Genomic DNA, 25,520 nt, shown 5'->3' with positions numbered 1-25,520 from the left:
GTACCCGAGGGGTAAGCGGCTCCACCGCGCCCCTGGGGCCCGGAGGACGAACTGTCGGTTTCACGACTCAAGGCAGGTTCTCCCGGTTGGCTCCGCCGCCCGCGTGCCGTGCGCGGGCAGCTCGGCGGCCCGACCACCATACTGGCCGCCGCCCTCGCGCAACTGTCCTAGGGGAATCAGGGGTTCCCCTTCAACCCCCTCGCGCCCCCTCCGAGCAGCCCGCGGACCCTCGCCCAACCCCCGTGAACGCGCACCCCGACCGTGTTCAACGGCACGTCACTTGCCGGACCGCGCGGCCGAAACCGGCCCCTCGAACGGGCCGCGCAGCGTGGCACACATCACAGCCAGCACCGTCCCGCCCAAAAGGTAGACGTACATGCCGATTCCGGACGAACCGAGCAGGAAGTCCCCCTCGGGGCGCGGCATGGCGAGCACCACGTACGCGAGGAACCAGCCGAGCGCCCCGGCGCCCACGCCGAGCCCGGTCCCGACGGCGATCCGGCCGCCGAGGAACAGCCCGAAGAGCGCCAGCAGGCCCAGCAGCAGCCCGGCGGGGAACCACAGGTCCACGACGAGCCAGCCGGCCGCGCCGGTCAGCAGGCCGACGACGAACAGGCCGAGCAGGGTGGCGATCCGCCCGGGGGTCAGGGTGCCGGTCACGCGTCCACCCCCGCGAACAGGTCGTGCTCGCGCTCGCCCGCCGGGGCGCCCGGGCGGCCCGCGACCAGCTCGTAGTACTCACGGGTGAACAGCGGCTGCGCGAGGTCGTTGGAGAGCGCGAAGAAGGGCCCGTCCACGGCGATCTGGGTGGCGTGGGCGCGCATCGCGGCCGCCTTGGCCGCCACGAACGCCTCGTCGGCCCCGATCTCGGCGGTGACCCGGTCGTCGGCGACGACCCCGGGCACGTCGTCCGGCGAAGCAAGCCCCGGGAACGGCGCCTTGGGGTCCGCCGCCTTCAGCCGGGCGAAGCCCTCCTCGACCACCGAGCGCGGCACCCGGTTCCAGTAGATCTTGCCGATCCGCCACGGGTCGCCGAGGTCGCGGCGGTACGTGGCCTCCGCGGCCAGCTCCGCGCCGCGCGTGGCGACGCGGTGGGCCTGGATGTGGTCGGGGTGCCCGTAGCCGCCGTCCGGGTCGTACGTGACGAGCACCTGCGGGCGGACCTCGCGGATGACCTGGACGAGGTGGGCGGCGGCCTCGTCCACGTCGGTGGACCAGAAGGACCCGGGTCGGCGGTTCTGCTCGGCGCCCATCATCCCGGAGTCCCGGAAGCGGCCGGGGCCGCCGAGGAACCGGTGGTCGGTGACGCCGAGTTCCGCCATGGCGGCGGCGAGCTCGCCGATGCGGTGGGGGCCCAGGGTGTCGTCGCGGTCGGGCGCCAGGTGCGCCAGCCCGGGCGGGATGACCTCGCCCTCCTCGCCGAGGGTGCAGGTCACGAGCGTGACGTGGGCACCCTCGGCCGCGTACTTGGCCATGGTGACGCCATTGTTGATCGACTCGTCGTCCGGGTGCGCGTGCACGAGGAGCAGCCGACGGGCGGGAAGACCGTTCATGGGGCCAAGCCTACGATCAAGCGGCGTGCGGCCTACAGCTTGAGGCCGCTGATCATGCTGGCCACGTTGGTGGTCAGCTGGCTGAGGGTCGGTGCGATGGTCGAACTCGCCAAGTAGAACCCGAGGAGCACACAGACAGCGGCGTGGCCCGCCTTCAGGCCCGACCGGCGGACCAGCAGGAAGACGACGATCGCCAGCAGCACCACGGCCGAGATCGAGAGTGCCACGGCGTTTCACCTCCACGTCGAGCGGACATCGGTACGCGTACTCGTACTCAGTGCTCGGCGGAGTACATACCCACCGTGCGCTACGGATCATAACTATCCGTACCAGCGCATCGATCGAATTCCGGCAGCACGGGGGGCGCACGCCGCGCATGCGCAGGGTCACGGGGGAGGCCGGCCGGGGAGTCTGTACGCCTCCCCGGCCGGCTGTCGGCACCCGCACGGCCGCACGGGACCCAGGCTGCACGCCCCAGATCTCGGGACAGAAACGGTCAAGTTGCCTGCATGTAAACCGGGTTGGCGGAAAGGTGACCCTAACGGAGCGAATCCGCGCGGGGTGGCCGGATTTCGCCTGCGAAATGACAGGCCGACGGGTGGGCCGCCGGGCCGGACGGAAAGGCCTCCGGAACGGCCAGCAGCGGGACCTCGTCCGTGCAGCGCTGCTGGGCCTTCCAGCAGCGGGTGCGGAACGGGCACCCGGACGGCGGATTGGCCGGGGAGGGCACGTCGCCGGTCAGGATGATCCGCTCGCGGTGGGCGCGGGCCTGCGGGTCCGGGACGGGCACGGCCGACAGCAGGGCCTGGGTGTACGGGTGGGTGGGATGGTCGTAGATCTGCGTGTCGGTGCCGATCTCCACCACCCGGCCCAGGTACATCACGCCGACCCGGTCGGAGATGTGCCGCACGATCGAGAGGTCGTGCGCGATGAACACGTACGACAGGTCGAACTCGTTCTGGAGCCGCTCCAGGAGGTTGATCACCTGGGCCTGGACGGACACGTCGAGCGCGGAGACCGGCTCGTCCGCCACGATGACCTCGGGCCGCAGGGCGAGGCCGCGGGCGATGCCGATGCGCTGTCGCTGGCCGCCGGAGAACTGGTGCGGGTACCGGTTGATGTACTCGGGGTTGAGCCCGACCACGTCGAGGAGTTCCTGGACCTTGCGGCGCCGGTCGCCCTTCGGCGCCACCTCGGGGTGGATGTCGTACGGCTCCCCGATGATGTCGCCGACCGTCATGCGCGGGTTGAGCGAGGTGTACGGGTCCTGGAACACCATCTGGATGTTGCGGCGGACCGCCTTGAGGGCCCTGCCGGACAGTTTGGTGATGTCCTCACCCTTGTACGAGATCGACCCGGCCGTCGGGCGCTCCAGGTTGACCAGCATCTTGGCCACGGTGGACTTGCCGCAGCCGGACTCGCCGACGATGCCCAGCGTCTCGCCGCGCGCGAGGCCGAAGGAGACCCCGTCGACCGCCTTGACCGCGCCGACCTGCTTCTTGAACAGGATTCCCTGGGTCAGCGGGTAGTGCTTGACGAGGTCCTTGACCTCCAGGATGGTCTCAGCCACCGAGGCACTCCTTCCAGAAGAAGCAGGCGCTCGTGCGGCCTTGGCCCACCTGCGCGAGCGGCGGGACGTCGGTGCGGCAGACCGCCTGCGCCATCGGGCAGCGCGGGTTGAAGGCGCAGCCGGGCGGGATGGCCAGCAGGTTCGGCGGCAGGCCCTTGATCGCGTACAGCTCCTGGCCCTTCTGGTCGAGGCGCGGGATGGAGTCGAGCAGGCCGCGGGTGTACGGGTGCGCCGGCGCGGCGTAGATCTCGTGGACGGGGGCCGCCTCGACGATCCGGCCCGCGTACATGACGGCGATCTTGTCGGCCACGTCGGCGACCACACCGAGGTCGTGGGTGATGAGGATGAGCCCCATGTTGAGCTCGCGCTGGAGCTCGGCGAGCAGGTCCATCACCTGGGCCTGGACGGTGACGTCCAGGGCCGTCGTCGGCTCGTCCGCGATGATCAGGGAGGGCTCCAGGGCCAGCGCCATCGCGATCATGATGCGCTGGCGCATGCCGCCCGAGAACTGGTGCGGGTAGTCCCCCACCCGCTCCCGCGCCGCCGGGATCTTCACCCGGTCCATCAGCTCGACGGCCTTGGCCTTGGCGTCCTTGCGGGACATCCCGCGGTGGACCTCGTACATCTCGCCGAGCTGGGCGCCCACGCTGAGGACCGGGTTCAGGGAGGACAGGGCGTCCTGGAAGATCATCGCCATCTCGGCGCCCCGGATCTTCCGCCGCTCGTCCTCCTTCATCTTCAGCAGGTCCTTGCCCTTGAAGAGGATCTCGCCGCCCGCGATCCGGCCCGGCGGGACGTCGAGGATGCCCATCACGGCCTGGGCGGTCACCGATTTGCCCGAGCCGGACTCGCCGAGCACGGCGAGCGTCTCGCCCTCGTCCACCGAGTAGTTGACGCCGTTGACGGCCTTGGCGACTCCGTCCCGCGTACGGAACTCCACATGGAGGTCGCGGACTTCGAGCAGCATGGTGCCCACTCCTCAGCGCAGCTTGGGGTCGAGGGCGTCGCGGACCGCGTCGCCGAGCATGATGAACGCGAGCACGGTCAGGCTCAGCGCGCCCGCCGGCCAGAGCAGCATGTGCGGGGCGTTGCGGATCTGCGGGGCCGCGTTGGAGATGTCGATGCCCCAGGAGACGGTGGGCGGGCGCAGGCCGACGCCGAGGAAGGACAGGGTGGCCTCCAGGGCGATGTACGTGCCCAGGGCGATGGTGGCGACGACGATGACGGGGGCGATGGCGTTGGGCGCGACGTGCCGCAGCAGCATCCGGCCGTTGCCGGCGCCGAGGGCCCGGGCGGCCTGGACGTAGTCGTTCTGTTTGGCGGTGATGACGGAGCCGCGACCGATGCGGGCGATCTGCGGCCAGCCGAGGAGCACGATGAAGCCGACGACCGGCCAGACGGTGGTGCTGGTGACCACCGACAGGAAGACCAGGCCGCCGAGGACGACGGGGATGCCGAAGAAGATGTCCGCGACCCGGGAGAGCAGCGAGTCGCCCCAGCCGCCGAAGAACCCGGCGAGACCGCCGAGCACCGAGCCGAGCAGGGCGGCGCCGACGGTGGCGCAGACGCCGACGGTGATGGAGGCGCGGGCTCCGTAGACGGTGCGGGTGTAGACGTCGCAGCCCTGGGTGTCGTAGCCGAAGGGGTGGCCGGGTGAGGAGCCCTGCTGGGACTTGGACAGGTCGCACTGGAGCGGGTCGCCGCTCGCGATGAGCTGCGGCCAGATCGCGATGATCACGAGGAACAGGATCATCAGCGAGGAGATGACGAAGACGGGGTTGCGGACCAGCTGGTGCCAGGCGTCGGACCACAGGGAGCGGGCCTTCTCGCCCGGACCGCCGGGTACGTCGCCGAGCGTCTTCTCCAGGCTCTCGGCCTCGTCGAGCGCGAGATCCATGGGGCCGCCCTGGCCGGTGGGGGCGATGGCCTCCCCCTTTGCGGGTTCCAGTGGGTCGTAGGCGGGCTCGCTGCGCTCAGGCATAACGGATCCTCGGGTCCAGGACCGCGTAGAACAGGTCGACGAGCAGGTTCGCCAGCAGGAAGACGATGACGAGGATGGTCACGAAGCCGACCACCGTCGGGGAGTTGTTGCGCAGGATGCCCTGGTAGAGCTGGTATCCGACGCCGTGGATGTTGAAGATCCGCTCGGTGACGATGGCGCCGCCCATCAGGGCGCCGATGTCGGTGCCGATGAAGGTGACGACGGGGATGAGCGAGTTGCGCAGCAGGTGGCGGGTGACGACCCGGTGGCGCGGCAGGCCCTTGGCGACGGCGGTGCGCACGTAGTCGGCCTTGACGTTCTCGGCGATGGAGGTGCGCGAGAGCCGGGTGACGTACGCGAGCGAGACCAGCGCGAGCACGATGCCGGGCAGGATCAGCTCGTTGAAGGGGGCGTCCGGGGAGACGGTGGGCCGGACCCAGCCCCATTTGACGCCGAAGAGGTACTGGAGCACGTAGCCCGTCACGAACGTGGGCACGGAGATGACGACGAGGGTGAGCACCAGCACGCTCGTGTCGACGGACTTGCCCCGGCGCAGCCCGCTGATGACGCCGAGGGTGATGCCGATGACGACCTCGAAGAAGATCGCGACCATGGTCAGGCGCAGGGTGACGGGGAAGGCCGAGGCCATCAGCTCGGTGACGGGCTGGCCGTTGAAGGCGGTGCCGAAGTCGCCCTGGAAGATCTGGCCCATGTAGTGGAGGTACTGCTCCCACAGGGGCCGGTCGAGGTAGAGGTCCTTGCGGATGCGCGCGGCGGTGGCGGGGTCGGGCGCCTTGTCGCCGAAGAGGGCGGCGACCGGGTCGCCGAGCGCGTACACCATGAAGAAGATCAGGAACGTGCTGCCGATGAACACCGGGATCATCTGGAGCAGCCGCCGGATCACATAACGTCCCATGGACTGCTCCAGGATCGATCCGACAGGGGGTCAGCTGACCTTGATCTCGTTGTAGACGGGGACGCTGAACTGGTTGAGCGCCACGTCCGTGAGCCGCTCGGCGTAGCCCGCGCTGCCGTTCTGGTACCAGAGCGGGATGGAGGGCATCTGCGCGGCGAGGATCTTCTCGGAGTCCTGGAACTTCGCGATGGCCTTGGCCGCGTCGCTCTCCTGGTTGGCCTCGTCGACGAGCTTGTCGAACTCCGGGTTGCTGAACTTCCCGTAGTTGGAGGAGGCGCCGGTGTAGTAGAGCGGCTGGAGGAAGTTCTGGATCAGCGGGTAGTCGGCCTGCCAGCCGGAGCGGAAGGGGCCGGTCAGCTTGAAGGAGCTCTGCTGGTTGCGGAAGTCGGCGAAGGTGCCGATCGGGTTCACCGTGCAGACCGGACCTTCGCCGACCGTGTTGTTGATGCTGTTGCAGACGGCGTCCATCCATTCGCGGTGCGAACCGGTGTCCACGTTGGACGTCAGCGTGACCTTGCCGCCGGGGAGCCCGCCGGCGTCCTGGATGAGCTTCTTGGCCGCGGCCGGGTCGTACTTGCAGGCGTCGCCGCAGAGCGTGGCGCTGAAGCCGCCCTTCTCGCCGAGGGCCGGGGAGGTCCAGTCCTTGGCCGGGGTGCGGGTCTCGCGGAAGATCTGCTTGGTGATCTCGTCGCGGTTGATCGCCATCGAGATGCCGCGGCGGACGTTCTCCATGCCCTCCTTGCTCCACTGCGGGTCGTACAGCGGGAAGGTGAGGGTCTGGATGATGAGGGCCGGCTGGTTGATGTACCGGTCGCCGAGGTCGTTCTTGACGTTCTTCAGCTGCTGCGCGGGGATGTCGTCGACGAGGTCGAGGTTGCCGGAGATCAGGTCCGTGTAGGCGGTGTTGTTGTCGGTGTAGACCTTGAGGTCGACTCCGCTGTTCTGCGCCTTGTCCTCGCCCGGGTAGCCGTCCCAGGTGCGCAGCTTCATGCCGGTGCCCTTGGTGTACGAGTCCACCGTGTACGGTCCGTTGCCGATCGGCTTGTTGAGCCAGCCGGCGTGGTCGGTGAAGAAGGCCTTGGGCAGCGGGGAGAAGGCCTGGTAGCCGAGGGTCTCGGGCCAGGTGGAGAACTTGTTCTTCAGGGCGACGGTGAAGGTCGTGGGGTTCTTGACGACCAGTCCGGACATCGTCTTGGCCTTGGGCTCCCCGGAGGCGGGGTGGAGGTCGTCGTAGCCCACGATGTTGGAGAAGAACGGCGAGTTGTTCTGCTTGTTGCGCACGTCCGCGCCGTAATTCCAGGCGTCCACGAAGGACTGCGCGGTGACCGGCTCGTCGTTGCTGAACTTCCAGCCGTCCTTCAGCGTGACGGTGAAGTTCTGACTGTCGGTCGTATCGATCTTCTCGGCGAGCATGTTCTCGGCCGCGCCGGTCTTCGGGTCGTACCGCTTGAGGCCCCGGAAGATCATGTCGAGAACCTTGCCGCCCTGCACCTCATTGGTGTTGGCCGGCTCCAGCGGGTTCTGCGGATCACCCCAGGAGGAGCTGACGATTCCCGCGCCACCGCCGCCGTCCCCGCCGCTGTCGCTACCGCCGCAGGCCGTCGCCGCGAGGGCTACGGCCACCGCACATGCGGCCCACTTGGCGTGGGTGGCTCCGCGCATGGAGTGCCTCCTAAGGCTCCCAAGACTCACTTAGGGCCCAATGTCACCCTATGCGGGGGCCGGAAAGCTCCTGGTTGGACCGATTGCACCCTCGCGTCCCGCGCCTGTCACCCGCGCGAGTGCAAACTCAGCTCCCAGGTGTCCACCGCGTAGTGCAGGGTCATGCCGTGCGCCTCGTACAGCGCGAGCGCGCCGGTCGCGTTGCGGGTGTCCACGCCGAGGCCTACGGTGTCCCGGCCGCGGGCCGCGTAGGCGGCGAAGGCATGGCGCAGCAGGAAACCGCCGATGCCGCGGCCGCGCAGGTCGGCGCGGACGCCGAGGTGGCTCAGCCAGGCCATGCTGGTGCGGTCGTCGCGGGTCAGCAGGACGCCGGCGTCGCCGGCGCCGGGCAGGCTCGCGATCCAGACCAGCGACCAGTCGAGGGTGCGGGCGTCGAGGTGGTCCAGCCATGCCTCGTACGGGCGGTGCACATGGCCGAAGTGGGCGGCGAAGGTCTCCTCGACGAGGGCGTGGACCCGGCGCCGGTCGGCCTCGCCGGCGGCGCAGTCGCGCAGGACGAGCCCCCCGGGAGGGGCGGGCGGCGGGTCGGCGGCCGGGGACAGGGCGCGGGTCATCACGTGGTGGCGGCGCACGGACCGGTATCCGCGCCCGGGCAGCACGTCGGCGTCGAGGACGGGCTTCGCGTTGAGCTGGAGCCGCATGACGGCGTCCCCCGTCCCGGCGGTGAGCTCGCGGGCCCGGATCTCCGTCCGCTCCAGCAGCCGGACGGCGGCCTCGCGGTGGCCGGGCAGCACGTAGTGGTCGCAGTCGACCCTGCCGGGCCCGGAGTCGTTCCACACCTGGGCGCAGGCCACGAGCCGGCCGCCTTCGAAGGCCAGCCAGGAGTCCTTGGCCAGGTCGGTGTCGGGGTGGTGGAGGTCGGCCTCGACGGCGGCGAGGTCGGTCTCCGGTCTGCCGATCTCGATGACGTCGACGGCGTTGAGCAGGGCGCAGATGTCGGACGCGTCCCCGGGCCCGGCGGGCCGTACGGTCAGCGTGCGCCGGGTCAGCGTGCGCCGGCTCCGGCGGCCGTACGGTGTCGCGGTCACCCGCCCACTGTCCGCCCGCCGGAGGCGCCCCCGCAACTCCGTTTCGGCGCGGCCCCCGGTGGGGTGTCAGTTGAGCTCGACGTGCGCCAGGTCCATGCGGCCCTGCGCGTCGACCCCGACGTTCTTCACGGTCTTGGAGTAGGCCACGGCCGACATGTAGGTGAAGACCGGGATGTACGGGAGGTCCCTGATGACGATGTCGTCGGCCTGCTGGTAGAGCTTCAGGCTCTCGGCCGGGTCGGTCGCGCGGTCGGCGGCGGCGAGGACGGCCTCGAACTCGTCGTTGCCGTAGCGCCCGAAGTTGGAGCCGTTCGCGATGGCCTCCTTGGAGAAGACCGGGCGCAGGTAGTTCTCCGCCGCCGGGTAGTCCATGGCCCAGCCCATGCGGAAGGCGCCCTTGAACTTCTGCGACTTCACGTCGTCGATCAGGGCGGCGGAGCTCTGGTACGGCTTGGCGGTGGCCTCGATGCCCAGGTTCGCCTTCAGCTGCGCGGCGACGGCCTCGATCCACTCCTTGTGGCCGCCGTCGTCGTTGTAGCCGAGCTCCAGCTTGTTTCCCGGAATGCCGCCGGCCTGCTGGAACAGCGCCTTCGCCTTGATCGGGTTGTACGTGCCGGCCTCGCCCAGGGCGCCCCTGCGGTAGCCGGGGACGATCGGGCTGATGAAGTCGTCGGCCGGTTTCCGGGTGCCCTGGAAGATCTTCTTGGAGATGGCCTCCCGGTCGATGGCCATCGAGATCGCCTTGCGGATCTCGGCCTTGCCGAAGGCCTCGGGGTTGGCCTCCAGCGGGAAGCCGAGGTAGCCGACGGAGGCTTCCGGCTTGTAGATGTAGCGGTCGCCGAACTCCTCGGAGACGGTGGCGAGCGCGGAGACCGGCAGCTTGTCGGTGATCTGCAGGGCGTTCTTGTGCAGGTCGTTGTAGGCGGTGTCCAGGTTGTCGTAGATCTTGAAGGTCACGGCGTCGAGCTTGGCGCGGCCCTCGGCCGGGTACTTGTCGTACTTCCTGACCTTGATCTGCTTGTGGTGCTCCCACGTACCGTCCATGCGGAACGGGCCGTTTCCGATCGGGGACTCGCCGAACCCCTTCGGGTCGGCCTCGAACGCCTTGGGCAGCGGGTAGAAGGCGTCGTACCCCAGCATGGTCCTGAACTGTGAGAACGGCGCTTTCAGGGTGACGGTGAAGGTCCTGTCGTCGATGACCCGCAGGCCCTTGAGCTCCTTGGCGGTGGGCGTCTTGCCCTTGCCCGGGGCCAGTTCCTGCGAGCCCTCGATCTTCGAGAAGAAGCCCATCGACTCGGCGGTGTTCTCCTGGTCGGCACCCCAGTTCCAGGCCCGGACGAAGGACTGTGCGTCGACCTTCTCGCCGTTGTGGAAGGTGTACCCGTCCTTGATCCTGATCGTCCAGGTCTTCGAGTCCGTGGTGTCGACGGACTCGGCGATGGCCAGCTTGGGCTCGTTGGTCTTGGTGTCGTACGCGACCAGGCCCGTGAACAGCGCGTGAAGGACTTCGGCGCCCTCGGTCTCGGCGGTCTCCTGCCCCACCAGCCCGTGCTGCGGCTCGCCGAGGACCACGGTGATGTGCCCGCCGGCCTTGCCGGTCTTCGTGTCCTCGCCGGGGCCGCACGCCGTGGCGGCCATCGCCACGACGACGGCACCGACGATCCACTGGGCGCTCGCTGTGCGCATGGGTGGTTGCCTCCTCGGGAGTCACGTTCGGTGGTGCGGGAAAACGGTACGGGGCCCAGCCGGGATCGGCTGGGCCCCGTACCGTTTTCCGGCGGGATCAGACGGCCAGGACGGCCTTCTCCTCCGCGAAGTGGCACGCCGACTCGTGCGCGGCCAGGGTGTTCACGCCCTGGAAGCGCGTCGGGATCGCCAGCAGCGGCTCCTCCGTGGAGCAGCGCTCCTCGGCCTTCCAGCAGCGGGTGCGGAAGCGGCAGCCCGACGGCGGGTTGGCCGGCGAGGGGACGTCACCGGTGAGGATGATCCGCTCGCGGCCCTCGCGCGCCTCCGGGTCCGGGACCGGGACGGCCGACAGCAGCGCCTGGGTGTACGGGTGCGTCGGGTGCTCGTAGATCTGCGCGTCGGTGCCGATCTCGGCCAGCTTGCCCAGGTACATGACGCCCACGCGGTCCGAGATGTGCCGGACGATCGAGAGGTCGTGCGCGATGAAGATGTAGGAGAGGTTGAACTCCTCCTGCAGCTTCTCCATCAGGTTGATGACCTGCGCCTGCACCGACACGTCGAGCGCGGAGACCGGCTCGTCGCAGATGATGATCTCCGGGTTGAGCGCGAGGCCGCGGGCGATGCCGATGCGCTGGCGCTGACCGCCGGAGAACTGGTGCGGGTAGCGGTTGATGTACTCCGGGTTGAGGCCCACGACGTCCAGGAGATCCTGGACCTTGCGGCGCCGGTCGCCCTTGGGAGCCACCTCGGGGTGGATCTCGTAGGTCTCCCCGATGATGTCGCCGACCGTCATGCGCGGGTTCAGCGAGGTGTACGGGTCCTGGAACACCATCTGGATGTTGCGGCGGACGGCCTTCAGCGCGCGCCCGGACAGCTTGGTGATGTCCTGGCCCTTGTAGAAGACCTCGCCGGCGGTGGCCCGCTCCAGGTTCATCAGCAGCTTGGCGACGGTGGACTTGCCACAGCCGGACTCGCCGACGATGCCCAGCGTCTCGCCCCGGTACAGGTCGAAGCTGATGCCGTCGACGGCCTTGACCGCGCCGACCTGCTTCTTGAACAGGATGCCCTGCGTCAGCGGGAAGTGCTTGACCAGGTTGCGGACCTGGAGGATCGGCTCGCGCTCGGGGGCGTTCTTGGTGAGCTCAGCCATGGAGCTGCTCCTTCCAGAAGTGGCAGGCGCTGGCGCGGCCGGGCAGCTCGGAGCCGTCCTGCTCGCTGACCACCTGGAGCAGGGGCACGTCGGTACGGCAGATGTCCTGCGCGACGGTGCAGCGCGGGTTGAACGAGCAGCCGGTCGGCAGCCGCAGGAGGTTGGGCGGCAGACCCTTGATCGCGAAGAGGTCCTGGCCCTTCTGGTCCAGGCGCGGGATCGAGTCCAGCAGACCGCGGGTGTACGGGTGCGCCGGGCGCTTGTAGATCTCGTGCACCGGGGCCGTCTCGACGATCCGGCCGGCGTACATGACCGCGATCTTGTCCGCGACGTCGGCGACGACGCCGAGGTCGTGGGTGATCAGGATCAGACCCATGTTGAGCTCGCGCTGGAGTTCCGCGAGCAGGTCCATGACCTGGGCCTGGACGGTCACGTCGAGGGCCGTGGTCGGCTCGTCGGCGATGATCAGGTCCGGCTCCAGCGCGATCGCCATGGCGATCATGATGCGCTGGCGCATACCGCCGGAGAAGTGGTGCGGGTAGTCGTCCACACGCTCCTTCGCCGCCGGGATCTTGACCTTGTCCATCAGCTCGATGGCCTTGAGGCGGGCTTCCTTCTTCGACAGGCCCTGGTGGACGCGGAACATCTCGCCCAGCTGGTAGCCGACGGAGAGCACCGGGTTCAGCGAGGAGAGGGCGTCCTGGAAGATCATGGCGATCTTCCGGCCGCGCAGCTTGCGCCGCTCCTCGAAGCTCATCTTGAGCATGTCCTGGCCGCGGAAGAAGATCTCGCCCTGCGGGATCTTGCCGGGAGGCATGTCGAGGATGCCCATGATGGCCTGCGCCGTCACGGACTTGCCCGAGCCGGACTCGCCGAGGACGGCGAGGGTCTCACCGGCGCTCACGCTGTAGTTGACGCCGTTGACGGCCTTGGCCACACCGTCACGGGTGTGGAACTCGACGTGCAGGTCGCGCACTTCGAGGAGCGGGGTCTGCGGGTTCCCGTCACGCGGGGAGGGAACAGTGCTGGTGTTGTCCATGGTGATCACGTACGCCCTCCTCAGCGCAGCTTGGGGTCGAGGGCGTTGCGGACCGCTTCGCCGAGCATGATGAAGGCGAGGACGGTGATGCTCAGCATGATCGAGGGGTACAGCAGGATGTGCTGCGCCACTCGGATCTGTGCGGCACCGGCGGAGATGTCCACACCCCACGAGATGGTGGGGGCCGCGAGACCCAGACCCAGGTAGGACAGGGTGGCCTCGGCCGCGATGTAGCCGCCGAGCGCGATCGTGGACACCACGATCACGGGTGCCATGGCGTTGGGAAGGATGTGCCGCAGCAGGATCCGGGTGGTGCCGGCGCCCAGTGCCTTCGCGGCATGCACGTAGTCGGCCTGCTTCACGGTGATGACCGAACCGCGCATGACGCGGGTGATCTGCGTCCAGCCCAGGAAGGCCAGGGCGAAGACGACCGTCCACACCGTGCGCTTGGTGAAGGCCTGGAGGACGACCATCGAGCCGAGCAGGAACGGGATACCGAAGAAGATGTTGGTGATCCCGGAGATGAGCGTGTCCGTCAGGCCGCCGAAGTAGCCGGCGATCATGCCCGTGATACCGCCGACGAGGGTCACGATCGCGGTCACGCAGGTGGCGACGATGAGCGAGGCCCGGGTGCCGTAGATGAGGCGCGCGTAAACACTGCGCCCCTGGCCGTCGTACCCGAACCAGTCCGGCGTACCGACCTTGGAGAGTTCCGGCTTGCCGAGGAAGTGGTGGACCAGGTCGCCCTTGGTGGGGTCGGCGCTGGTGAACCAGCCCGGGAAGACAGCGATCACCAGGAGTACGAGGATCAGCGCCGCGGAGACGACGAAGTACGGGTTGCGACGCAGGTCGGCCCACGCGTCGCCCCAAAGGCTGCGCGCCTTCTCGTGGGTGACGGGCGCGATCGCGTCGACGGGTGCCAGGGCGCCCTCGGTCGAAACGACTTCGGTCTTGGTCATGTCAGGCATACCGGATCCTCGGGTCCATGACCGCGTAGAGGAGGTCGACGAGCAGGCTGGCTATGAGGTAGACGACGACCAGGACGGTGACCACACCGACCACGGTCAGGCCTTCGCGGCGGACGACCGAGTCGTAGATCAGACCACCGACGCCCTTGACGTTGAAGATGCCCTCGGTGACGACGGCTCCGCCCATGAGGGCGCCGATGTCGGTACCCAGGAAGGTCACGACGGGGATCATCGAGTTGCGCATCAGGTGCACACCGACGACCCGGCGCTTGGGAAGACCCTTGGCGACGGCGGTGCGCATGTAGTCCGCGCGCAGGTTCTCGGCCATCGAAGTACGCGTCAGGCGGGCCACATAGGCCAGCGACAGCGAGCCGAGCACGATGGCCGGCGCTATGAGTTCGGCCCACGTCTCCTTGTTGCTGACGTTGGGGTCGATCCAGCCCAGCTGGAAGGCGAACACCGACTTGACGATGAAGCCGAGCACGAAGACCGGCATCGAGATGATCAGCAGGGTGAGGATCAGGACCAGGTTGTCGACCAGCTTGCCGGCCTTGAGGCCGGCGACGATCCCGAGGGCCAGGCCCAGGACGATCTCGATGGCGAAGGCCAGGAAGGCCAGTCGGAGCGTGACCGGGAAAGCGGAGCCGATGACGTCCGTGATCTCACGTCCACTGCGGATCTGCTGTCCGAAGTCGAAGTGGAACAGGATGCCGGTCATGTAGTTGTAGTACTGCTGCCACCACGGCAAGTCCAACCCGTGCTCGTGCCGGAGTGCGGCCAGAGTGGCGGGGTCTGCGCCCTTGTCGCCGAAGAGTCCGGCCACGGGGTCGCCGGGCAGGCTGTAGACCATAAAGAAGATGAGCAGGGTCGTCCCGAAGAAGACCGGGATCATCTGGAGCAGTCGTCGTGCGACATAGCGCCCCATCATGCCTCCGTAGAAGATGCGGCAGAGGCAGCCGGACGGGCCCTTTCGCCACGCACGCACGTGACGGAACCGTCACTGCGTCGCGAAAGGGCCCCCCGGGCTCTGCATTTAGGCCCGGATGTGGGCCGGCTCCCCGCCGGCCCACATCCGTCGAGCGGAATTACGCTGTGGGACTTACTTCTTGACCTCGACGCCTTCGAGGATCGGGTCGCCGTCCTGGGCGTACTTCACGTTCTGGACCTTCTCCGAGAAGCCCGCGTTGACCTTGTAGTACCAGAGCGGGATCGACGGCATGTAGTTCACCAGGTCCTTCTCGACCTGCTGGTACGCCTTCACCGACTCGTCGAGCGACGGAGCGGTGTCCGCCGCGGCGATCTTGGCGTCCAGGTCGGCGTTGGAGAAGCCACCCTGGTTGCCGCCCGCGCCCGTACGGAACAGGTCGCTGATGAAGTTGGCGTTCACCGGGTAGTCGAGGACCCAGCCGGAGCGGTAGATCGACTTGACCTGCTTGGACTTACGGGCCTGGAGGTCGGCCTGGAAGTCCGGCTTGGCGTCGCCGGTGCACTTGACGCCGGTGGCCTGGGTGATGCTGTTGCAGACAGCGTCGACCCATTCCTTGTGACCGCCGTCCGAGTTGAACTGGATGGAGATCTCGTTGTTCGGAACGCCACCACCGGCGGTGATGAGCTCCTTGGCCTTGGCCGGGTTGAACTTGGTGACGTCACCCGTGGCGTTCGGCGTGTAGCCGAGGACGCCCTTGGCGACCCAGCCCGTGGCCGGCTCGCGGGTGCCCTGGAGCACCGTCTTGGTGATGGTGTCACGGTCGATCGCCATCGACAGACCCTGGATGACCTTGGGGTCGACCGGCTTCGGGGTCTTCCACTGGTCGGCGTAGAACGCGATGGCCAGGGTCTGGACGGCCGAGTACGCCTGGTCCACGGCGCGGTCACCGAGGTCGTTGCGGTAGACCGGGAGGTCCTTCGGACCGATCTGACGCAGGACGTCGACGTTGCCCGACTTCAGGTCCTCGTAGGCGGTCTCAAGGGTGGAGTAGTTCTTGAGAATCACGCCACCGTTCTTGGCCTTGTTCTCGCCCTTGTAGTCGTCGAAGCGGGTGAGCTCGATCTGCTTCTTGTGCTCCCACGACTTGAACTTGTACGGGCCGTTGCCGACCGGCTTCTCACCGGCGGCCTTCGGGTCCTTGTAGAAGGACTCGGGCAGCGGGGAGAAGACCTCGTAGCCGAGCTTGTACGCGAAGTACGGAACGGCGTTGGCGAGCTCGATGGTGAAGGTGTTCTCGTCGACGACCTTCAGACCCTCCAGCGCCTCGGCGGTGGGCTTGGCGCCCTCGGCCTCGGGGTGGAGCGCCTCGTAGCCCTTGATGTCCGCGAACCAGGACGCGTTGCCCTGCTTGTTGTTGATGTTCGCGGCCCAGTTCCAGGCCTTGACGTACGAGTCGGCGGTCACCTTGGTGCCGTCGTGGAAGGTCCAGCCCGGCTTGAGCTTGACGGTCCAGAGCTTGCTGTCCTTGGAGTCCACCGACTCGGCGTTCACCATGACGAGCTTGCCGTCGGCGTCGTAGTCGACGAGCTGCGAGAACAGCCCGGACATGACGATCGAGCCGTTGGACTCCATCGTGTCGGCCGGCTGGAGGAGCTTCTCGGGCTCGCCCACCTCGACGGAGTAGATGCCGTTCGGGTCAACCTCACCCTTGCCGGCAGCGCCCTTGTCGTTGCCACCGCAGGCGGTCGCCGCCAGGGCGACGACGATCGCGCCCGTTACCCACTTGGCGCTCTTGGCACCGCGCATGGGTTTCCTCCTCATGAGTCCACTGTCTGATGTGAAGGACACCGATACGTTTCGCCGACACCCCTGACGGCGAGTTGAACAGTGCCCCGAGTGTGCTCGTGAGTCGACGCTCCCCACAGCGTGTGACCCATTGACCCGAGCTCAATGGAGCCATCCTCAGGGACTGCCTGACCGTAAACCACACTTAACTGGTCTCGTTTTCACAACATCACCGCATGGCGAAAACCCGAAATCCGGACAAACGGATAGGAGACAGACACGTGCGAAACGGACTGTTAGTTCATCTTCCGGAGCGTCACGGTCGGTATGCGGACACCGCGGACACTGGAACGCAATAATCCGGTTGACAAACGACAACAACCCCTCCCCCACGAAACCGTGGTGAAGGGGTTGCCGACGCAACGGCGGCCCGGCCGGACCGACTTGGCGTTACTTCCCGGACTTGGCGCGCGACGCGGTGCGCGAGCGCTCCTTCTGGTCCAGGACGACCTTGCGGATGCGGACGGCCTCCGGGGTCACCTCGACGCACTCGTCGTCGCGGCAGAACTCCAGGGACTGCTCCAGGGAGAGCCTGCGGGGCGGCACCACGTTCTCGGTGTTGTCCGCGGAAGCCGCACGCATGTTGGTGAGCTTCTTCTCCTTGGTGATGTTCACGTCCATGTCGTCGGAGCGCGAGTTCTCGCCGACGATCATGCCCTCGTACACCTCGGTGCCGGGCTCGGTGAACAGGACGCCGCGCTCCTGCAGGTTGATCATCGCGAACGGCGTGACCGAACCGGCGCGGTCGGCGACCAGCGAACCGTTGTTACGGGTCACCAGCTGGCCGAACCACGGCTCGTGGCCCTCGTGGATCGAGTGGGCGATACCCGTACCGCGGGTGTTCGTCAGGAACTCCGTACGGAAGCCGATGAGGCCGCGCGACGGGACGACGAACTCCATGCGGACCCAGCCGGAGCCGTGGTTCGACATGTTGTCCATGCGGCCCTTGCGGACGCCCATGAGCTGCGTGACCGCGCCCATGTGCTCCTCGGGGACGTCGACCGTCATGCGCTCGACCGGCTCGTGGGTCTTGCCGTCGATCTCCTGCGTGACCACCTGCGGCTTGCCGATGGTGAGCTCGAAGCCCTCGCGGCGCATCTGCTCGACCAGGATGGCGAGCGCGAGCTCACCGCGGCCCTGGACCTCCCAGGCGTCCGGGCGCTCGGTGTCGAGGACGCGGAGCGAGACGTTACCGATCAGCTCGCGGTCCAGACGGTCCTTGACCTGGCGGGCGGTGACCTTGCGGTCCTTGACCGCGGACTTGGCGTCCGCGCCCTTGCCGCTGCCGCCGCGGCCGACCATCGGGGAGGTGTTCGTACCGATGGTCATCGAGATCGCCGGCTCGTCGACCGAGATCAGCGGGAGCGCGATCGGGTTCTCCGGGTCGGCCAGGGTCTCACCGATCATGATGTCGGGGAAACCGGCGACCGCGCAGATGTCACCCGGGCCGGCCACCTCGGCCGGCTTGCGGGTGAGCGCCTCGGTCATCATCAGCTCGGTGATGCGGACGTTGGAGATCGTGCCGTCACGCTTGATCCACGCGACGGTCTGGCCCTTGCGGAGCTCACCCTGCTCGACGCGGACCAGGGCGATGCGGCCGAGGAAGTTGTCGGCGTCCAGGTTGGTGACGTGGGCCTGGAGGGGCGCCTCGTCGTCGTACACCGGGGCGGGGACGTGCTCCAGGATGGTGGAGAAGAACGGCTCCAGGCTGTCGCTGTCCGCGGGGACGGTGCCGTCCTCGGGCTTGGTCAGCGAGGCGACGCCGTCACGGCCACAGGCGTAGACGATCGGGAACTCGATCTGCTCCTCGGTGGCGTCCAGGTCCAGGAAGAGGTCGTACGTGTCGTTGACGACCTCGTCGATCCGGGAGTCCGGACGGTCCGTCTTGTTGATGCAGAGGATGACCGGCATGTTCGCCTGCAGGGCCTTGCGCAGGACGAAGCGGGTCTGGGGCAGCGGACCCTCGGAGGCGTCCACCAGCAGAACGACGGCGTCGACCATCGACAGACCGCGCTCGACCTCGCCACCGAAGTCGGCGTGGCCGGGGGTGTCGATGATGTTGATCGTGATCGGGGCCCCGCCGTCCTTGGGGTGATACTTCACCGCCGTGTTCTTGGCGAGGATCGTGATGCCCTTCTCACGCTCCAGGTCGTTCGAGTCCATCATGCGGTCGTCGAGGTGCTGGTGGGCGGCGAAGGCACCGGCCTGCTTGAGCATGGCATCGACGATGGTCGTCTTGCCATGGTCGACGTGGGCGACGATGGCGACGTTACGGATGTCGTGGCGCGTGGGCACTTCGGCGCTTCTCCCGGGATCGTGGATGGCGGCGCGTACGGTCCGGCACGCGCGCCTCGACCGGGCGGAAAACCTGCCACGGCCTTACCCCATCGTACGTCGCGTGGCGGGAACCGCCCGCCGGGGGGTCTGTCAAGGGGCCGGAAGGCTGAGGAGGGCCGGGTACGGGGTGGGGGGGTTCCCGGCTGTGGGTACTGCGGGTATTGCCGCGGGTCAACGGGTATGGAACGACCTTGCCCGCCGGAGAACCGGCGGGCAAGCGACTTGAGTCACATCTGAGCTTGGGAGCCGAAGCTCAACCTGTCCGGCCCCGTTTTGTCACTTCTTCTTCTTCAGGTCTTCCTTGGCGGCCGGCGGCTTCTTCCAGCCGATGTCCTGGAAGCGGGGGGTGCCGAGGCCGAAGGCGCCGGCGTTGGCCAGGCTCGGCTTGGCGGCCACCAGCTCGGGGCGCTGGAAGAGCGGGATGGACCCGGCGGCGGCCCAGATCCGGGCGTCCGCCTTGCGCATCAGCTCGCGCGAGGCCTCCTCGTCCAGCTCGCCGAGGGCCTGGTCGAAGAGCTGGTCGATGTGGTCGGTGCCCACGCGGGTGTAGTTCTGTTCGACGAGGAGCGAGCCGTCCGCGGCCGGCTCCGGCTTGGCGAAGATCGGGCGGGCGTCGGTGGCCGGGTAGGCCGTGGCCGGCCAGGAGTAGAGCGCCAGGTCGTACTGGCCCGAGGCGATGTGGTCCTTGAAGAAGCTCTCGTCGGCGACCTTGGTCACCTCGGTGCTCACACCGACCTTCTTGAGCATCTGGGCGATCCGCTCGCCGACCGTGCGCAGGGCCTCCGAGCCGGGGCCGGCCGGGAGGACGAAGCGCAGGTTGAGGGCCTTGCCGTCCTTGGCGAGCATGTTTCCGGAGTTACGGACCTGCTTGGCCGGGGCCGGCGCCGGGGAGGCGCTGGCGGCCTTGCCGGGATCGGGCGCCTGGCCGTCGCGGGCGGGGCCCCGCTTGTCGTCCTCCACGGCGCCCGGGTCGGCGGCCTCGCCCTCCTGGCCCGACGGGTCGATCCGCTCGCCCCGCATGCCCTGGGGAGACGTTTCCGCACCCGTCTTGATCGCGGACTCCACCACCGGGATCCCCCGCTCCAGGCTGTCCCCGTTGCGTCCGTCGGTCTCGCCCACGATGTAGAGGCCGTCGTTGCCGGTGCCCGGGCCCGAGGGGGTCTTCGAGTCGTCCTGGCCCTCCTCCCCCTCCGGACCGGCCTTCGCGCCCGCCGGCTCGGTGATCTTGCCGCCCCGGCGCCAGCCCGCGTCGGCGAGCAGGGCCTGGGACGCCTGGAGGTCCTTGCCGCCGAGCGCGTCGCTGTTGTCGGCGTACGCCCGCTGCCCGGCCAGTGCCACGTGGCTGCCGACCGGCTTCGCCGGGAGGCCCAGGGGCTTCAGTACGATCTCGGCCAATTCCTTGCGGTCAAGGGCCCGGGCCACCGCCCGCCGGACCCGCTCGTCGGCCAGCGGGCCGGAGGCCCCGTTCATGGCGAGCTGCGTGTAGGCCGGCTCCAGGGACTTGCGGACCGTGAAGGAGCGCAGGGCCGACTGCTCGTCCGCGTAGTTCTTGGCCGCCTCGGCGTTCTGTGCCCGGGTCTCTCGCTCCGTCGCCGCCTTGCCCTCGTCGGAGCCGTACGCGATCGCCCAGGACATCGTGGCCTGCGCCGGGGTCATCGCCGCGGCCGGCCCGTGCGCCGGGGCCCCGCCCGGGCTCGGGCTGCGCGCCGCGTCCCGGTGGGCCAGCGCGATCCGGTCGGCGCCCGCGCGGTCGATCTCCGCCAGGTCCACCTTGCCCGCGGCCAGCGCCGCCGGGCGCTCGGCGCGGGGCACCGCGGTCAGGACCAGCGAGTCCAGCTTGGCCGGCCGGCCCCACCAGCGGGCGTTGCGGGTCAGTGCGGCGGTGCCCGTCTTCTTGTCGATGGCCCCGAGGTTGAACGGCCCGGCGGTGACCTTGATGGTGCCGCGGGCGCCCTCGTTGAAGGCGTCCGGGGTGCCGGTGACCTGCTTGGGGTAGAGCGGGGAGAACAGGGAGCGCCAGTCGGTGTACGGCTTGGTGAAGGTGACCTTGACCTCCAGGTCGGTCTTGCCGCGCTCGATCTTCTCGATCCGGTCGTACCCGGCGTTGCGGGCCGTCCAGTACGCCGAGTCCTTGCCGTTCAGGGCCCGCCACTGCGCCACGAAGTCGGCGGCGCCGATCTCGCGGCCGTCGCTCCACACCGCCTGCTGGTTCAGCTTGTACAGGACGACCTGCTTGGGCTCGCGCTCGACGACCTCGGCCTTCTCCAGATAGTCCGGGTTGGCGACCGGCCGGCCCTTGTCGTTGAGGACGAACAGCTGCGGCAGCACCGCCCCGGCGATCCGGGTGGTGGTGGCGTCCGCGTCGGCCTGGAAGGTGTTCAGGGTGTCCGGGAGGGAGTCCACGGCCCAGCGCAGCACGCCGCCGTCGGCGACCTTGTCTCGGGCCGTCGCCGCGATGTCCTGTCCGGCGGCCACCGGGCCGCCCTCGTCGTCACCAGAGCCGCAGCCCGCGAGCAGCGGCAGTGCGAGGACTCCCGAGGTCAGGAGCGCCAAGGACCTGCGCCTTCTCTGGGACATGGGTGGTACCTCCGGGGCGGGGCGTGAAAGGGGCAGCTTGATCACGTTTGGCGGTATATGGAGCTGATCACACTGGGTGCCGCAACACACTGAAATCCACAGCTCGCCGCACCTCTCGCAGCAGACCCTCGCCACGCCGCGAACCCCACCCGTGCGGACCAATCCGGCTTGCGCCGCGGACGGGCGTTCGCTCGTAAGAGGGATCAAACTGGGAGCAGGGAGGGGCGCACAGATTGCGCCTGCGCGCCCGCAATCGCTGCACGTCCCTTCACAAGCGGGGACGGGAGGCGCGACACTCGCAGGCGCACATGAGCGTTGCCACCGCAACCAGCGGAAGTGAGGGCAAGTCATGTCCCTGCAAGACGATTTGACCGCCGTACGACGCAACCTGAACGAGCTGGTCCGCTCGGTGGAACGGCTGGAGCAGGACATCGCTCGGCAGGCTCCGGCCACCCCGCGGGCCTCACGGCAGGAGGCGATGGTCCAGGTCCCGGACGCCCCGTACGACAGCTCGCTGTGGAAGGACGTCGACGACGAGGGTCTCGGCGCCCGCGACCGCCGGGCACCCTGACCCGGCGGGCGCACCGGCGCACCCGCGCCCCGCACCCCCGCACACCCCAGCACCCCACCCGGCCCAGCCGTCCGCGGCTGGGCCTCGTGGGTCACCCCTCATCACTCCACCCGGAGTCCCCTTTGGCCACAGGCACGGAACCACCCCGGCAGCTGACCGGCGTCCACGACGCTTCCCGGGCCGCGATCCCCGCCCGGCACCTGCGCACCGACCGGTGGTGGCTGGCCCCCGCCGTCACCGCGGCCGGGCTGCTCGCCTTCATCGTCTACTCGACCTGGCGGGCCTTCGCGAACGCCGACTACTACGCGGCCCCGTACGTGTCCCCGTTCTACTCCCCGTGTCTCGCGGAGAACTGCCAGGAGATGCGCGGCGGCCCGAACCTGGACCTGTTCGGCAGTTGGTGGGGACTGTCCCCCGCCCTGCTGATCCTGGTCTTCCCGCTCGGCTTCCGGCTGACCTGCTACTACTACCGCAAGGCGTACTACCGCGGCTTCTGGGCCTCGCCGCCCGCCTGCGCCGTCGCCGAGCCGCACGCGAAGTACACCGGCGAGACGCGCTTCCCGCTGATCCTCCAGAACATCCACCGGTACTTCTTCTACGCGGCGCTGCCGGTCGCGGGCATCCTCACGTACGACACGGTGCTGACGTTCCGCAACGACCGCTACGAGTGGGGCCACATGGGCCTCGGGACGCTGCTGTTCCTCGTCAACATCACGCTGATCTGGGCCTATACGCTCTCCTGCCACTCCTGCCGGCACATCATGGGCGGCCGCCTGCGCCACTTCTCCAAGCACCCGGTGCGCTACCGGCTGTGGGGCTGGGTCAGCAGGCTCAACACCCGCCACATGCAGCTCGCGTGGGCCTCCCTGATCAGCGTCGCCCTGTGCGACTTCTACGTGTACCTGCTGGCCAGCGGCACCTTCACCGATCCGAGGTTCTTCTGAGATGGCTCAAGTCGACCGGCAGCAGTGGGACGTGGTCGTGGTCGGTGCGGGCGGCGCCGGGCTGCGGGCCGCGATCGAGGCGCGCGAGCGGGGCAAGCGTACGGCCGTGATCTGCAAGTCCCTGTTCGGCAAGGCCCATACGGTGATGGCGGAGGGCGGGATCGCCGCCTCCATGGGCAACGTCAACGAGGGCGACAACTGGCAGGTGCACTTCCGCGACACCATGCGCGGCGGGAAGTTCCTCAACCAGTGGCGGATGGCGGAGCTCCACGCGAAGGAGGCTCCCGACCGGGTCTGGGAGCTGGAGACCTGGGGCGCGCTCTTCGACCGCACCCCGGACGGGAAGATCTCCCAGCGCAACTTCGGCGGCCACGAGTACCCGCGCCTGGCGCACGTGGGCGACCGGACCGGCCTGGAGCTGATCCGCACCCTCCAGCAGAAGATCGTCCAGCTCCAGCAGGAGGACTTCAAGGAGTTCGGGGACTACGAGGCCCGGCTCAAGGTCTTCCAGGAGTGCACGGTTACTCGCGTGCTGAAGGAAGGGCAGAGGGTCTCGGGGGCCTTCTGCTACGAGCGCGAGTCCGGCCGGTTCTTCGTCCTGGAGGCCCCGGCGGTGGTCCTGGCCACGGGCGGGATCGGCAAGTCCTTCAAGACCACGTCCAACTCCTGGGAGTACACCGGCGACGGCCACGCGCTGGCCCTGCTCGCCGGGGCGCCCCTGCTCAACATGGAGTTCGTGCAGTTCCACCCGACCGGCATGGTCTGGCCGCCCTCCGTCAAGGGCATCCTCGTGACCGAGTCGGTGCGCGGCGACGGCGGGGTACTGCGCAACAGCGAGGGCAAGCGGTTCATGTTCGACTACGTCCCGGACGTCTTCAAGGAGAAGTACGCGGAGTCCGAGGAAGAGGGCGACCGCTGGTACGAGGACCCCGACCACAACCGGCGCCCGCCCGAGCTGCTCCCCCGCGACGAGGTGGCCCGGGCCATCAACTCCGAGGTCAAGGCGGGCCGCGGCTCCCCGCACGGCGGGGTGTTCCTCGACGTGTCCACCCGGATGCCGGCCGAGCGGATCAAACGGCGGCTGCCCTCCATGTACCACCAGTTCAAGGAACTGGCGGACGTGGACATCACCGCCGAGCCGATGGAGGTCGGCCCGACCTGCCACTACGTGATGGGCGGGATCGCGGTGGACTCCGACAGCGCCGCCACCGTCGGGGTCCCCGGCCTGTTCGCGGCCGGCGAGGTCGCGGGCGGCATGCACGGCTCGAACCGGCTCGGCGGGAACTCCCTCTCCGACCTGCTGGTGTTCGGCCGGCGGGCCGGACTGCACGCGGCCGAGTACGCCGACGGCCTCGCCGGAGCGCTGCCCGCGGTCTCCCAGGCGGAGATCGACGCGGCCGCGGCGGAGGCGCTGGCCCCGTTCCACGCCGCCGAGGGCGCGGAGAACCCGTACACGCTCCACCAGGAGCTCCAGACGACCATGAACGACCTGGTCGGGATCATCCGCCGGGAGGGCGAGATGGCCGAGGCCCTGGAGAGGCTGTCGGGCCTGCGCGTACGGGCGGCACGGGCCGGCGTCGAGGGGCACCGGCAGTTCAACCCTGGCTGGCACCTCGCCCTGGACCTGCGGAACATGCTGCTGGTCAGCGAGTGCGTGGCCCGCGCGGCCCTTGAGCGGACCGAGAGCCGCGGCGGGCACACCCGGGAGGACTGCCCGTCGATGGAGCGCACCTGGCGCCCGGTGAACCTGCTGTGCCGACCGGTGGAGCCGGCACCCGGTTCCGACGCCGACCCGGCCGCCGACCGGATCTCCCTGGTCCGGACCCGTACCGAACCCATCCGCCCCGACCTGCTCGCGCTCTTCGAGAAGGAAGAGCTGGTCAAGTACCTCGCCGAAGAGGAGCTCCACCAATGAGTACGTACGACGCGAGCTTCCGGATCTGGCGGGGCGACGCGGAAGGCGGGGAACTGCGGGACTTCACCGTCGAGGTGCACGACGGCGAGGTGGTCCTGGACATCGTCCACCGGCTGCAGGCGACCCAGGCCTCGGACCTCGCGGTGCGCTGGAACTGCAAGGCGGGCAAATGCGGTTCGTGCAGTGCGGAGATCAACGGCCGGCCGCGGCTGATGTGCATGACGCGCATGTCCACCTTCGAACGGTCCGAGACGATCACGGTCACGCCGCTGCGCGCCTTCCCGGTCGTCCGGGACCTGGTGACGGACGTGTCGTTCAACTACCAGAAGGCGCGCGAGGTCCCCGCGTTCGTACCGCCGCAGGGGGTGGCTCCCGGCGCGTACCGGATGCAGCAGGTGGACGTGGACCGCTCGCAGGAGTTCAGGAAGTGCATCGAGTGCTTCCTGTGCCAGGACACCTGCCACGTGGTGCGCGACCACGAGGAGAACAAGCCCGCCTTCGCCGGTCCCCGCTTCCTGATGCGGGTGGCGGAGCTGGACATGCACCCGCTGGACGCGGCGGCCGAGGCGGGCCTGGACCGCAAGCGCACGGCCCAGGAGGAGCACGGGCTCGGCTACTGCAACATCACCAAGTGCTGTACGGAGGTCTGCCCGGAGGGCATCAAGATCACCGACAACGCGCTGATCCCGCTGAAGGAGCGGGCGGTGGACCGCAAGTACGACCCGCTGGTGTGGCTGGGCAGCAAGATCCGCAGGCGCGCTGATCTGTAGCACCCCCGGCCGTTCACTTC

At 68.8% G+C, this 25,520-nt stretch carries 21 protein-coding genes; 4 read left to right on the top strand and 17 right to left on the bottom strand.

Annotated elements, in window-relative coordinates; translation table 11 throughout:
- Positions 1 to 276 precede the first annotated feature (276 nt).
- The 17 genes from OG509_RS24515 to OG509_RS24435 all read right to left on the bottom strand — a co-directional run bounded on the left by OG509_RS24515 (position 277) and on the right by OG509_RS24435 (position 21,300).
- Positions 277 to 660 carry a DUF6113 family protein gene (locus OG509_RS24515; RefSeq protein ID WP_406184652.1) on the bottom strand — a complete coding sequence of 128 codons (384 nt, stop codon included), beginning with the start codon at positions 658 to 660 and terminating at the stop codon, positions 277 to 279.
- A complete protein-coding gene (gene mshB, locus OG509_RS24510; protein WP_406184651.1) occupies positions 657 to 1,553 on the bottom strand; it encodes an N-acetyl-1-D-myo-inositol-2-amino-2-deoxy-alpha-D-glucopyranoside deacetylase in 897 nt (298 codons plus the stop codon). The genes OG509_RS24515 and mshB overlap by 4 nt, the downstream gene beginning before the upstream one ends.
- Before the next feature lie 32 nt (positions 1,554 to 1,585).
- A complete protein-coding gene (locus OG509_RS24505; RefSeq protein ID WP_030153401.1) occupies positions 1,586 to 1,780 on the bottom strand; it encodes a hypothetical protein in 195 nt (64 codons plus the stop codon).
- A 311-nt stretch (positions 1,781 to 2,091) separates the two neighbouring features.
- A complete protein-coding gene (locus OG509_RS24500; RefSeq protein ID WP_406184650.1) occupies positions 2,092 to 3,123 on the bottom strand; it encodes an ABC transporter ATP-binding protein in 1,032 nt (343 codons plus the stop codon).
- Positions 3,116 to 4,090, bottom strand: coding sequence for an ABC transporter ATP-binding protein (locus tag OG509_RS24495; RefSeq protein WP_406184649.1), 975 nt, complete (start codon positions 4,088 to 4,090; stop codon positions 3,116 to 3,118). The genes OG509_RS24500 and OG509_RS24495 overlap by 8 nt, the downstream gene beginning before the upstream one ends.
- A gap of 12 nt (positions 4,091 to 4,102) precedes the next feature.
- On the bottom strand, positions 4,103 to 5,104 hold the full coding sequence (locus OG509_RS24490; protein ID WP_406184647.1) for an ABC transporter permease: 1,002 nt from the start codon (positions 5,102 to 5,104) through the stop codon (positions 4,103 to 4,105).
- Positions 5,097 to 6,020, bottom strand: coding sequence for an ABC transporter permease (locus OG509_RS24485; RefSeq protein ID WP_406184646.1), 924 nt, complete (start codon positions 6,018 to 6,020; stop codon positions 5,097 to 5,099). The genes OG509_RS24490 and OG509_RS24485 overlap by 8 nt, the downstream gene beginning before the upstream one ends.
- Before the next feature lie 30 nt (positions 6,021 to 6,050).
- The gene (locus tag OG509_RS24480) at positions 6,051 to 7,682 is read right to left on the bottom strand and encodes an ABC transporter substrate-binding protein (RefSeq protein ID WP_406184645.1); all 1,632 of its coding nucleotides are present in this window, start codon (positions 7,680 to 7,682) and stop codon (positions 6,051 to 6,053) included.
- Between the two features lie 107 nt (positions 7,683 to 7,789).
- On the bottom strand, positions 7,790 to 8,770 hold the full coding sequence (locus tag OG509_RS24475) for a GNAT family N-acetyltransferase (protein ID WP_406184643.1): 981 nt from the start codon (positions 8,768 to 8,770) through the stop codon (positions 7,790 to 7,792).
- 66 nt (positions 8,771 to 8,836) lie between these two features.
- Positions 8,837 to 10,456 (bottom strand): ABC transporter substrate-binding protein, encoded by a 1,620-nt coding sequence (locus OG509_RS24470; RefSeq protein ID WP_406184642.1) that lies wholly within the window; start codon positions 10,454 to 10,456, stop codon positions 8,837 to 8,839.
- A 97-nt stretch (positions 10,457 to 10,553) separates the two neighbouring features.
- Positions 10,554 to 11,606 carry an ABC transporter ATP-binding protein gene (locus OG509_RS24465; protein ID WP_406184641.1) on the bottom strand — a complete coding sequence of 351 codons (1,053 nt, stop codon included), beginning with the start codon at positions 11,604 to 11,606 and terminating at the stop codon, positions 10,554 to 10,556.
- The gene (locus OG509_RS24460) at positions 11,599 to 12,645 is read right to left on the bottom strand and encodes an ABC transporter ATP-binding protein (protein ID WP_406187667.1); all 1,047 of its coding nucleotides are present in this window, start codon (positions 12,643 to 12,645) and stop codon (positions 11,599 to 11,601) included. Before OG509_RS24460 ends, OG509_RS24465 begins: the two co-directional genes overlap by 8 nt.
- Positions 12,646 to 12,665: 20 nt before the next feature.
- Positions 12,666 to 13,613: an ABC transporter permease gene (locus OG509_RS24455; protein WP_406184639.1), complete on the bottom strand. Its 948-nt coding sequence runs from the start codon at positions 13,611 to 13,613 to the stop codon at positions 12,666 to 12,668.
- Positions 13,606 to 14,538, bottom strand: coding sequence for an ABC transporter permease (locus OG509_RS24450; protein ID WP_406187666.1), 933 nt, complete (start codon positions 14,536 to 14,538; stop codon positions 13,606 to 13,608). Before OG509_RS24450 ends, OG509_RS24455 begins: the two co-directional genes overlap by 8 nt.
- 174 nt (positions 14,539 to 14,712) lie before the next feature.
- Complete coding sequence (locus tag OG509_RS24445) at positions 14,713 to 16,347, bottom strand: ABC transporter substrate-binding protein (protein ID WP_406184638.1); 1,635 nt, start codon at positions 16,345 to 16,347, stop codon at positions 14,713 to 14,715.
- A gap of 429 nt (positions 16,348 to 16,776) precedes the next feature.
- Positions 16,777 to 18,681, bottom strand: a complete 1,905-nt coding sequence (typA, locus tag OG509_RS24440; protein ID WP_214352693.1) for a translational GTPase TypA — start codon at positions 18,679 to 18,681, stop codon at positions 16,777 to 16,779.
- Positions 18,682 to 18,999: 318 nt separating this feature from the next.
- Positions 19,000 to 21,300, bottom strand: a complete 2,301-nt coding sequence (locus tag OG509_RS24435; RefSeq protein ID WP_406184637.1) for an ABC transporter family substrate-binding protein — start codon at positions 21,298 to 21,300, stop codon at positions 19,000 to 19,002.
- A 349-nt stretch (positions 21,301 to 21,649) separates the two neighbouring features.
- Here OG509_RS24435 and OG509_RS24430 point away from each other — a divergent pair, with 349 nt between their 5' ends.
- The 4 genes from OG509_RS24430 (at position 21,650) to OG509_RS24415 (ending at position 25,500) form a co-directional block, all read left to right on the top strand.
- On the top strand, positions 21,650 to 21,871 hold the full coding sequence (locus OG509_RS24430; RefSeq protein ID WP_406184636.1) for a hypothetical protein: 222 nt from the start codon (positions 21,650 to 21,652) through the stop codon (positions 21,869 to 21,871).
- 122 nt (positions 21,872 to 21,993) lie between these two features.
- A complete protein-coding gene (locus OG509_RS24425; protein WP_406184635.1) occupies positions 21,994 to 22,815 on the top strand; it encodes a hypothetical protein in 822 nt (273 codons plus the stop codon).
- A gap of 1 nt (position 22,816) precedes the next feature.
- Entirely contained in the window at positions 22,817 to 24,730 is a 1,914-nt protein-coding gene (locus OG509_RS24420; protein WP_406184634.1) for a fumarate reductase/succinate dehydrogenase flavoprotein subunit, read from the top strand.
- Positions 24,727 to 25,500: a succinate dehydrogenase/fumarate reductase iron-sulfur subunit gene (locus tag OG509_RS24415; RefSeq protein WP_403725052.1), complete on the top strand. Its 774-nt coding sequence runs from the start codon at positions 24,727 to 24,729 to the stop codon at positions 25,498 to 25,500. The genes OG509_RS24420 and OG509_RS24415 overlap by 4 nt, the downstream gene beginning before the upstream one ends.
- Positions 25,501 to 25,520: the final 20 nt, after the last annotated feature.

Source organism: Streptomyces sp. NBC_01006 (assembly GCF_045162725.1).
Taxonomy (GTDB): Bacteria; Actinomycetota; Actinomycetes; order Streptomycetales; family Streptomycetaceae; genus Streptomyces.
This window is presented reverse-complemented; position numbering and strand designations above follow the sequence as displayed.

What these genes read in the sequence shown, in the direction of transcription:
- OG509_RS24460 (WP_406187667.1), bottom strand. Translation starts at nt 12,645, where the DNA reads ATGGACAACACCAGCACTGTTCCCTCCCCGCGTGACGGGAACCCGCAG.
- OG509_RS24430 (WP_406184636.1), top strand. Translation starts at nt 21,650, where the DNA reads ATGTCCCTGCAAGACGATTTGACCGCCGTACGACGCAACCTGAACGAG.
- OG509_RS24450 (WP_406187666.1), bottom strand. Translation starts at nt 14,538, where the DNA reads ATGGGGCGCTATGTCGCACGACGACTGCTCCAGATGATCCCGGTCTTC.
- OG509_RS24480 (WP_406184645.1), bottom strand. Translation starts at nt 7,682, where the DNA reads ATGCGCGGAGCCACCCACGCCAAGTGGGCCGCATGTGCGGTGGCCGTA.
- OG509_RS24485 (WP_406184646.1), bottom strand. Translation starts at nt 6,020, where the DNA reads ATGGGACGTTATGTGATCCGGCGGCTGCTCCAGATGATCCCGGTGTTC.
- OG509_RS24435 (WP_406184637.1), bottom strand. Translation starts at nt 21,300, where the DNA reads ATGTCCCAGAGAAGGCGCAGGTCCTTGGCGCTCCTGACCTCGGGAGTC.
- mshB (WP_406184651.1), bottom strand. Translation starts at nt 1,553, where the DNA reads ATGAACGGTCTTCCCGCCCGTCGGCTGCTCCTCGTGCACGCGCACCCG.
- OG509_RS24495 (WP_406184649.1), bottom strand. Translation starts at nt 4,090, where the DNA reads ATGCTGCTCGAAGTCCGCGACCTCCATGTGGAGTTCCGTACGCGGGAC.
- OG509_RS24415 (WP_403725052.1), top strand. Translation starts at nt 24,727, where the DNA reads ATGAGTACGTACGACGCGAGCTTCCGGATCTGGCGGGGCGACGCGGAA.
- OG509_RS24445 (WP_406184638.1), bottom strand. Translation starts at nt 16,347, where the DNA reads ATGCGCGGTGCCAAGAGCGCCAAGTGGGTAACGGGCGCGATCGTCGTC.
- OG509_RS24420 (WP_406184634.1), top strand. Translation starts at nt 22,817, where the DNA reads ATGGCTCAAGTCGACCGGCAGCAGTGGGACGTGGTCGTGGTCGGTGCG.
- OG509_RS24465 (WP_406184641.1), bottom strand. Translation starts at nt 11,606, where the DNA reads ATGGCTGAGCTCACCAAGAACGCCCCCGAGCGCGAGCCGATCCTCCAG.
- OG509_RS24455 (WP_406184639.1), bottom strand. Translation starts at nt 13,613, where the DNA reads ATGCCTGACATGACCAAGACCGAAGTCGTTTCGACCGAGGGCGCCCTG.
- OG509_RS24470 (WP_406184642.1), bottom strand. Translation starts at nt 10,456, where the DNA reads ATGCGCACAGCGAGCGCCCAGTGGATCGTCGGTGCCGTCGTCGTGGCG.
- OG509_RS24490 (WP_406184647.1), bottom strand. Translation starts at nt 5,104, where the DNA reads ATGCCTGAGCGCAGCGAGCCCGCCTACGACCCACTGGAACCCGCAAAG.